Genomic DNA, 9,191 nt, shown 5'->3' with positions numbered 1-9,191 from the left:
CCCTTGATGACGTTGACCGGGTTGCCGATCTCATGGGCGATGTAGGAGAGCATGGACGCGGTGGCGCGGCGCGTGGCGGCGGCCTCGGTCTGGCGGCGCGCCAGGGCCTGCTCGCGGTCGCGCTCGCGGGTGTCGCGCAGCACGTGCACGGTCAGCGCGTCGGCGCCTTCGCCTTCGGTCGAGGTGCTGACCTCGACTGGTACGCGCTGGCCGCTGGCGCGCTGCACGCAGTGGCGGCCCAGAGCGTCGATGATGAGCAGCTCATCCAGGCGCAGGCTGAGCGGCTGTGCTCTCACGTTGAGCAGGGCGCAGGCGGCGGCATTGGCCATGACGACGCCGCCGGCCGCGTCGACGACGAGGATGGCGTCCTTGCAGGCCTGGACGATGGCGGCGACCCGACCGTCGCTGATCTGGCGGTGGTCGTGGTCGACCTGGCGGCGCTCCAGCGAGCGCTTGCGCTCAACCAGGCGGCGCACGCGGGCGCAAAGCACCGGTGCGCTGAAGGGCTTGCGCACGAAGTCGTCGCCGCCCAGAGCCAGCGCGCGGGCCTCGTGGCCGAGGGTGTGGGACTGGGTCAGGAACATGATGGGCACCTGACCCAGCGCGGCGTCGGCGCGCAGCCGCTTGCACAGGTGAAAGCCGTCGCTGTCGGGCAGGTCGATGTCCAGCAGGATGAGGTCGGGCTTGAGCTCGCCGACCAGGCTGAGGGCCTGGGCGCTGTTCAGCGCGAAATGGCATTCGCCGACGTCGGCCAGCAGGCTGCGCACGAGCTGGATGCTGGTGGCGTCGTCGTCGACGATGAGGATGCGCGTGCGGCTCTGGGCGGTGGCCTCGGGCTTGTCTGTGCGCTCGGCGGCGGCGCGCAGCTGGGTGCGCAGCCGGGCCAGCACCTGCACGTCGTCGAAGGGCTTGCGCAGGAAGTCGTTGGCGCCGAGGCTGAGGGCACGGGCCTCGATGCCGGGATCGACATGCGAGGTCGCGAAGATGATGGGCAGCTCGGCCAGGCCGCGTGTGGCGCGCAGGCGGCGGCAGACCTCGAAGCCGTCCATGCCAGGCAGCTCGACATCGAGCAGGACCAGGTCGGGGCGATGCAGCTCGGCCAGGCGCAGCGCATCCTCGCCATTGGTGGCGAAGCTGATCTGCGCGAAGCCCTTGAGCAGCTGGCCCAGGTATTCGATGGCGGCCACGTCGTCGTCGACGACGAGCAGATGGATGAGGCAGGCACGCTCGGACGGTGTGCGGGCCACGGCCGCGGCCGCGGGCCGGGTCACGCGGGGCTGGGCGGGCGGGGGGGCGGGCCTGGGGCTCGTCGCGAGGGCATTCATCATGTTCTCTCCCTGAGAAGCAATCGAATCAGCGGCCGCCGTGCTCGGCAAGCGCATCGGCCAGGCGGCCGGCGAGCTCGAGGATGTCCAGCGGCTTGGTCCAGTAGTCGTCGAAGCCGGCCTGCATGGCCCGCTCGATCTGGCCCGGCGTCGCGTCAGCGGACAGCGCGATGCACAGCGTGCCGGCCAGGGCGGCGTCTGCGCGCAGCTCCCGGACGACGTCCAGGCCCGACAGGCCAGGCAGGTTGATGTCGGTCAACACGACCTCGGGTTTCTGGGTCTTGGCCAGGGCCAGGCCGGCGCGGCCGTCGCCAGCGTGCAGCACGCGCCAGTCGGGGCGGTCGCGCAGCGCTTCCTGCACGAGCAGGGTGTTGAGCGGCTCGTCTTCGATGTAGAGCAGGGTGAAGGCATCCTCGGCCCCGGAGCCCGCATCGAAGCGGCTGGGGCGGCCGGGCTCGGCGCGGTCGACGTCGAGCAGTCCATCGACCAGCTGGTGCAGGCGCTTGGCGGAGTCCAGCACCCATTCGATGCGCTCCTGCTGGCGCGGCGTCAGGGGCTCTTCATGGTTGAGCAGCAGCAACTGGCTGAAGCCGATGACGGCATTCAGCGGCGTGCGCAGCTCATGGCTGGCGCGCGACAGGAAAGCGCTCTTGGCGGCGCTGGCCTGTTCGGCGGCGAGCTTGTCGCGGCGCAGGTTCTCGATCTCGATGTGCTCGTCGACGTCGGCGATGAAGCCATGCCAGAGCACGCTGCCGTCGGCCTGCAGCGAGGGGCTGGCGCGGCCGGAGCGCCAGGCCGGCCGCTCGGCGCCGGGCAGGCAGACGCGGAACAGCCGCTGCCAGGCCTGCTGGCCGGCCTTGGCCTCGCGCATGCCTAGCAACAGCCCGGGCAGGTCCTCAGGGTGCACGCGCTCGGCGAAGACGCGCAGGCCCTCAGGCTGCAGCGGCGCCATGGGGCCGAAGATGTGCTCGGCCTGGCCGCTGATGAAGCCGAGTTCGCCACCGCCGCCGGGCGCGCTGCGGTACTGGAACAGCATGCCGGGCGTCTCGCTGCTGAGGCGGCCGAGCAGCTCGGCCTGGGCCTGCAGATGGGTGCGGCTGGCGAGCAGGTCGACATGCTCGCGGCGGTGGGCGAACCAGGCGCCGACCGCGTTGGCAATGTCGGCCAGCAGCGTGGCCTGCACGGCGTCCAGGCGGCGCGGCACGGTGTCGCCCACGCACAGGGCCCCCAGCGTCAGGTTGCCCAGGCGGATGGGCAGGCCGGCGTAGGCGCGCAGGCGGGTTGCACCGATCACCCAGGGGCTGGTGGCGAAGCGGGGATCGGTCGTGGCGTCGGGCACCTCGAACAGCGTCTCGCCGAGGATGGTGTGGGCGCAGAAGGAGGCCTCGCGCTCGCAGTCGACCACCTCGGTGCCGTAGCGGGCCTTGAACCACATGCGGCGCTCGCCGACGAGGCTGATCAGCGCGATGGGATAACCGAGCAGATGAGCGGCGCAGCGCACCAGGCCGTCGAGCACGGCGTCGGGCTCGGGCTGGGTGGGCGGCTGGCTCAGGCCCAGCTCGGCCAGGCACTGCAGGCGCTCGGCCTCGTCGGCGGGGAGTTCATGCGCCCGCATGGAGGGCCTCTGAGCTTTGGGGGACGGGCATCTGGGACTTTCGCCGACCGAGGGCCGGTGACTGTCAATCTAGGCGCCCCCACCCGGCGGCGCTGCCGGGAGTTCTTGATGCCGGTTGCCGGGGCGCTCAGGTCCGCGCCGCTCAGGCGTCGTTGCTGATCAGACCGTGACGTATTGCCAGCTTGACCAGGGCCGTCACATCGGACGCGCCGAGCTTGGCCATCAGCCGGCTGCGGTAGCTGTCCACCGTCTTGGGCGACAAATGCAGGGCGGTGCCGATCTCGCTGCTGGAATGGCCATCGACGACCATGGTGACGACCTGGCGTTCGCGCACCGACAGCGCGGCGAAGGGGTCGTCGCCCGTGCCTTCAGCCAGCGCCCGCGCGGCGAGTTCGCCCACGCCCTGGCCGAGATGGCGGCGGCCGCTGCGCAGCGCCTCGATGGCCTGCAGCAGTTCCTCCGATGGCGAGCCCTTCAGCACATAGCCGCAGGCGCCCAGCTTGAGGGCCATGCCGACGTGGCGGGGCTGGGCCGACATGGTCAGCACCAGGGGCCGCACGGACAGGTGGCGGCGCTGCAGCTCGGCCAGCAGCTCCATGCCGGAGCGCGGACCCAGCGACAGGTCGACCAGGACGATGTCCGGCGTCAGCTGCTGCAACTCGGCCAGGGCGGCGGTGATGTCGCCGCTGTCGCCGACGACATCGTGGCCAGCCTCGGTCAGCAGCGCGCGCAAGCCCTGGCGCACCATGGCGTGGTCATCGACGAGGTAGATGCGGGCGGCTTGCGTCATTCCGGGGTTTGCCATCGCAGGGTCAATTGCGTGCCGCCGCCCTCGCGCGGGCCCAGCTCCAGCGTTGCGCCGATGGCGCGGGCGCGCTCGCGCATGCCGATGAGGCCGAGGTGGCCGGGGCGACGCTCGAAGTCGGCGTCCAGGCCGCTGCCGTCATCGGCCACGCCGAGTTCGATCTCTTGCGCACAGCCGTAGAAGCTGAGCCTGACCTCGGTGRGCCGGGCGTGGCGCAGCGCGTTCTCCAGGCCTTCGCGGGCGATCATGAACAGAGCGTACTCGACCTCCCCCGGCCAGCGCTGCGTCAACAGCTCGTCCTCCGCGTCCAGCACCAGGCGCACGCCCGGATGCAGGGCGCGGCGCTGAGCGACCTCGTTGTCCAGCGCCGCGGCCAGGCCTTCGTCCTCCAGCAGCGGCGGGCGCAGGTCGACGAGCACCTGGCGCACCTCACGCAAGGCCTGGTCGATGAGGCCGCGGGCCTGCTGACGGGCGTCCGCAGCGCCCAGGTCCAGCATCAGGCGCAGGGCGGTCAGCGTCTGGCCGAGCTGGTCGTGCAGGGCCTGGGCCAGGCGCTGGGTGGTGCGGCGCTCCTGGTCCATCAACTGCTCGGCCAGGGCCGACAGCGCGGCCTCGGCGTCGACCTGCACCGAGATGTCGACGACGACGCACAGCAGCAGCGCCCGGCCGGCCAGCTCGATGGGCTCGGCCACCAGCTTGGCGTGCAGGCGGCAACCCGAGTCGGGACACAGTTCGCGGTCGTCGATCTCGGTGCGGCCTTCCCTGCCAGGCAGTGGCGCCAGGCCCAGGGCCTCGGCGGTCTGGCCGACGACCGACAGCGTCGGCCAGCCGAGCAGGCGGCCGAGCTCGTCGTTGGACTCGATGACGGTCTCGCTGGCGACGTCGAACAGCGCGATACCAACCGGCACCGTGTGGAAGAAGGCGCGGAACTTGGCCTGGCTGTCGGTCAGCGCCTGTTCGGTGAATTTGGCGATGGTGATGTCGGACAGCGTGGCCAGCACGCGGGCTGGCTGGCCGCGTGCGTCGCGCTCTGTCCAGCCGCGGCAACGCAGCCATCTTGGCGAGGGGCCAGCCAGGCGCAGGTCGATGTCCAGCGGCGCGCCGTGCTGCAGATGGGACTGCAGAGCGGCCCGCCACTGGCCCTGGTCGTCGGCGTGCAACTGCTCGGCGAGGCGGCCGGGGCGATCCAGCAGGGTCAGGGCACGGGGCGACAGGTATTCGCTGTCGGCAGCGATGTCCCATTCCCACAGGCCATCGGCGGCGCCCTTCATGGCCCGGGCATAACGCGCCTGTTCGGCGTCGGTGCTGCCGAGGTCGCGGGCCATGCACAGCCAGCCCGTGCCGTCCGGCAAGGGGGCGATGCTGGCCTCGAAGCGGGCCAGGCGGCCACTTTGGGTGCGCAGCGCATAGCGCAGGCGCTGGGAGCTGGGCGCGCAGGCTGCCGCGAACTGCTTCGCCAGGGCGGGCGGGCCGATGCTTTGCAGCGATCGACCCTGCAGCGTTGCCCAGGGTGCGTGCAGATCGGGGTGATCCGGGTGGTTGCAGGCCGCGAAACGCAGGTCGGGCCCGATCAGGAAGCACAGGTCCGGCAGGGCGGCTGCGATGGCCGGCGCAGCCTGCGTCCAAGGCTCGCGGTCCGGCGTTTCAGGCATCGCTACAGCGTACCGTAGCTGTGCAGGCCTGAGAGGAACATGTTGACGCCCAGGAAGGCGAAGGTCGTGACCAGCAGGCCCACCAGCGCCCACCAGGCCGAGGCCATGCCGCGCAGGCCCTTCATCAGGCGCATGTGCAGCCAGGCGGCGTAGTTGAGCCAGACGATCAGGGCCCAGGTTTCCTTGGGGTCCCAGCTCCAGTAGCCGCCCCAGGCCTCGGCGGCCCAGAAGGCGCCGAGGATGGTGGCGATCGTGAAGAAGGCAAAGCCCAGAGCGATGGCTTTGTACATGAGGTCGTCGAGCTGGGGCAGGTCGGGCAGGCGCGCCGTCAGGTGGCCGCGCAGCGCGACGGCAATGCCCAGGAAGGCGGCGACACCGGCGATCTTGTAGGCCCAGCCCTGCAGGCCGGCGACGGTGGCGGCCTCCAGCGTGGCACCGAAGCGCACCGCCAGGATCAGGCCGACGATGCCCAGCGGCATGGCAACGAGGCCGATGACGAGGGCACGTGTCGTCGCCGTCTTCAGCAGAAAAGCCAGGGCCACCATGGCCGCCAGCGCGAAGCTGCCATAACCGACGAAGTTGGCGGGCACGTGGATCTTCATCCACCAGCTCTGCAGCGCCGGCACAAGGGGCTGGATCTCCTGGGCCTCGCGGGCCAGCGTGTACCACAGCAGGAAGCTGACCGCGCCGCTGACGACCAGCATCACGTAGGCGCCCAACGAACGCGTCGCGAAGCGGGCCTCGTAGTAGAGGTAGAAGGTTGTCGTCAGCCAGCAGAACAGCACGAAGACTTCGTAGAGGTTGCTGACGGGGATGTGGCCGATGTCGGCGCCGATCTGGTGGCTCTCGTACCAGCGCACCAGCGTGCCGACCAGGGCCATGAAGACGCCGCCCCAGGCCAGCTTGGAGCCGACCACCTCGGCCACGCTGTTGCGGCCGGCGCCGGTGAAGAAGCCGCCCCAGTAGAAGAGCATGCTCATGTAGAACAGCAGGCTCATCCACAGGATGGCGCTCTGGCTGGACAGCATGTACTTCAGCCAGAACACCTTCTCGCCGGCGGCCAGGTCGGCGCCGAAGCCGTCGGTGTGCTGGGCATACAGGCCGATGGCGATGAGGGTGGCCGCACCGACGGCGACGCTCAGCCAACGCAGYGGCTTCCAGAACCAGCCCAGCGCGATCAGCGCCGGCATGGCGCACAGCAGGATGCCCTGCTCGTAGACGTCCATTGACGCGTGGTAGCGGCTGAAGGCATAGCCGCCGCCGAGCAGCACGAGGGCAGCGAACAGCCAGTCGAGGGCGTCACGGCGCTGCAGCGCGTGGCGGCGCGGCAGGTCGAAGGTGGTGGTGTTCATGAGGGCTCCTTCAGCACGGCGGCTTTGAGCTGGGCGAACATAACGGCGTTGTCGGGCGACTCACGGGTGCTGGACATGGCCATGCGCACCTGCGAGCCGCCCGGGTCGGCGCTGGGCACGAGCCAGACCCACAGCCTACGCTCCTTGATGTAGAGCATGGAGAAAACGCCGACGATGAGCAGGAGGGCGCCCAGATAGACCAGCTTCTGCCCAGGCGCGCGGGCGACCTGGAAGACGCTGGCCTGGACCTGCTCGAAGTTCTCCAGCTGCAGCAGCGTGGGCGACGGGTAGTAGAGGCTGTCGGACAGGGACAGCACGGCCTGGGTCATGAAGCCCTGGGCGGCGGCATCGGTGCCGGCGGGCTTGAGGCCAGCGCGCTCGCGGGCGATCTGGTGCAGCTCGAACAGGCTGCCGTTCAGGATGCGCAGCAGCACCTCGGAGACGCGCTGGCGGTCGGCCTCGGGCACGTCACGCTCGATGAACTGCGACAGCGCCGGCAGGCCGCCCTTGACGTCGTCGCCGGGCTTGGCGGCGGCGCCGGAGAACAGCGTCAGCGCACGCTGGGCCGTCAGCTGCAGCTGCGGCGTCAGCTGGGGCTGGTTGGGCGGCGTGGCGGCGGCGGCATAGCGGCGCGCAGCGACGTCACGCTGGGCGGTATCGGCCAGGGCCTGGCGAAGGCGCAGCCAGCCGCTCAACTCGCCGTTCTCGTCGGCCGGCATGCGCAGATAGCGGAAGGTCTCGGCCGGGGTGTCGCGCACGCCGGCGAGGAAGAGCTTCTGCCCGTCCAGCTCGACCGGCAGCATGTAGTTGTTGTACTCGCGGGCCTGGCCGGCGGCGTCGCGCAGCTTGTAGCTGAAGCTCGGGCCGACGTTGTGCAGAACTTTGCTGCCGTCCGACTTGGCGCCGCTGCCGAGATGCTTGCCAAGCGCCGCGCCGAGGTCGACCTTGCGCACGTCGGCGCCGCTGGCATTGGCGCCGCTGCTACCGTCATTGGCGAGGTTCTCGACATTGATCACGCGCAGGCCGTCGAGCTCCAGCGTCTGCTCGCCAAAGGCCATCTTCGTGCCGACGCGGCCGGCAAGCTTCAAGGGCGTGCCGGTGCTGGCCAGCGGCATGGCCTTGAGCTCGAGCTTGCTGCCGCCGTCCTCGAAGCTGCTCTGGTAGATGGCCAGGCCCTTGTGGATGACGGGTTCGTTGACCTTGACCGTGGCCTCGCGCCGTGTCGTGCCGTCATGGATGACGATGTCGCTGGCAAAGCTCTTGGGCATGCCCGTCGGGTAGTAGTCGACCTTGAATGCCTTCAGCTCGATGTCGAAGGGCAGGTCCTGCAGCACGACGCCGCTGGGCAGGCTCAGCACGGCGATGCCCTGGCGCTGCTTCTCGGTGACCGACACATTGCCGCGAAAGCTCGGATTGCCGGTGGAGAGCCGGTGTTCGGGCCGGATGTCCGACACGAAGCCTGAGCCGGTGTAGAGCTGCTTGCCCTGGGCCCACATGGCCAGCTTGACCATGGCGTTGCCGTCCAGCACGCCGCCAATGAGGATCAGCACGATGGCGGAGTGGGCGCAGAGGTAGCCGATCTTGTTGGCCGCGCCGCGGCGGGCCGCGATCATGATGCCGTTGTCGCGCCGCTGCACGCGGGCCTTCCAGCCGTGGGCCGCCAGCGTATTGCCGATCTCGGCGAGGGCCATCGAGGGGTTGCTGGGCAGCTCTCCGATGGCCTTGTGGTGGTGGGCCTGCAGGGACTGCTCGCGCACGCCCTCCTTGTAGCTCTTCAGGTCGACCAGGATCTTGGGCGCGTTGCGGGCGATGCACAGGCTGGTCGAGAGCACCAGGAAGGTCAGGATGACCAGAAACCAGGGCGCGCTGTAGACCGTGTAAAGCCCCAATTTGCCGAATACCTCAGCCCAGAAGGGGCCGAACTGGTTGACGTAGTTGCCCATGGGCTCGCTCTGGCGCAGCACGGTGCCGATGACCGAGGCGATGCAGATCACGCTGAGCAGCGTGATGGCGAAGCGCATGGACGCGAGCACGTCCAGCAGTTCGCGGGCGGGTGAGGAGCGAGGGACAGGGACGGCGGACATCAGCGATCAACAAAAAAGGCCGGTGGGGTTCACCGGCCTTTGTTCCTCAAGGCAAGCGCCGCGTTCAGCGCAGGCCAGCGATGTAGTCGGACACGGCCTTGATTTCCTTGTCATTCATCTTGGCGGCGACGGTGACCATGACGGGATTGTTGGCGCGTGCACCGCTGCGGAAGGCCACCATCTGCGCTTCGACATAGTCGCCATGCTGGCCGCCCAGGCGCGGGTACTGGACCGGCAGGCCGGAGCCGTTGGCACCGTGGCAGCCGGCACAGGCCGGCACATTGCGCTCGGCAATGCCGCCGCGGTAGATCTTCTCGCCCAGGGCGACCGTGTCCTTGTTCTTGGCGAAACCTGGCTT

Annotated in this window: 7 protein-coding genes; all 7 read right to left on the bottom strand. The window is 69.8% G+C overall.

The window, feature by feature from the left end:
* Positions 1 to 1,325 (bottom strand): response regulator (locus tag AC1DU6_RS12135; RefSeq protein WP_477857437.1); only part of this gene is annotated, 1,325 nt, incomplete at its 3' end.
* Between the two features lie 28 nt (positions 1,326 to 1,353).
* Complete coding sequence (locus AC1DU6_RS12130; RefSeq protein WP_056202803.1) at positions 1,354 to 2,940, bottom strand: response regulator; 1,587 nt, start codon at positions 2,938 to 2,940, stop codon at positions 1,354 to 1,356.
* Positions 2,941 to 3,082: 142 nt separating this feature from the next.
* Positions 3,083 to 3,730 (bottom strand): response regulator, encoded by a 648-nt coding sequence (locus AC1DU6_RS12125; protein ID WP_457350275.1) that lies wholly within the window; start codon positions 3,728 to 3,730, stop codon positions 3,083 to 3,085.
* Complete coding sequence (locus AC1DU6_RS12120) at positions 3,727 to 5,397, bottom strand: PAS domain-containing sensor histidine kinase (protein ID WP_477857435.1); 1,671 nt, start codon at positions 5,395 to 5,397, stop codon at positions 3,727 to 3,729. Before AC1DU6_RS12120 ends, AC1DU6_RS12125 begins: the two co-directional genes overlap by 4 nt.
* A 2-nt stretch (positions 5,398 to 5,399) precedes the next feature.
* The gene (gene ccsB / locus AC1DU6_RS12115) at positions 5,400 to 6,749 is read right to left on the bottom strand and encodes a c-type cytochrome biogenesis protein CcsB (protein ID WP_457324231.1); all 1,350 of its coding nucleotides are present in this window, start codon (positions 6,747 to 6,749) and stop codon (positions 5,400 to 5,402) included.
* Positions 6,746 to 8,833, bottom strand: a complete 2,088-nt coding sequence (locus tag AC1DU6_RS12110; protein WP_457324230.1) for a cytochrome c biogenesis protein ResB — start codon at positions 8,831 to 8,833, stop codon at positions 6,746 to 6,748. Before AC1DU6_RS12110 ends, ccsB begins: the two co-directional genes overlap by 4 nt.
* A 64-nt stretch (positions 8,834 to 8,897) precedes the next feature.
* A partial coding sequence (locus AC1DU6_RS12105; RefSeq protein ID WP_477857433.1) for a c-type cytochrome occupies positions 8,898 to 9,191 on the bottom strand: 294 nt, incomplete at its 5' end.

Source organism: Roseateles sp. P5_B10 (genome assembly GCF_056400485.1).
This window is presented reverse-complemented; position numbering and strand designations above follow the sequence as displayed.

Coding starts and splice junctions, on each gene's coding strand:
- AC1DU6_RS12130 (WP_056202803.1), bottom strand. CDS start 2,940: ATGCGGGCGCATGAACTCCCCGCCGACGAGGCCGAGCGCCTGCAGTGC.
- AC1DU6_RS12125 (WP_457350275.1), bottom strand. CDS start 3,730: ATGACGCAAGCCGCCCGCATCTACCTCGTCGATGACCACGCCATGGTG.
- AC1DU6_RS12110 (WP_457324230.1), bottom strand. CDS start 8,833: ATGTCCGCCGTCCCTGTCCCTCGCTCCTCACCCGCCCGCGAACTGCTG.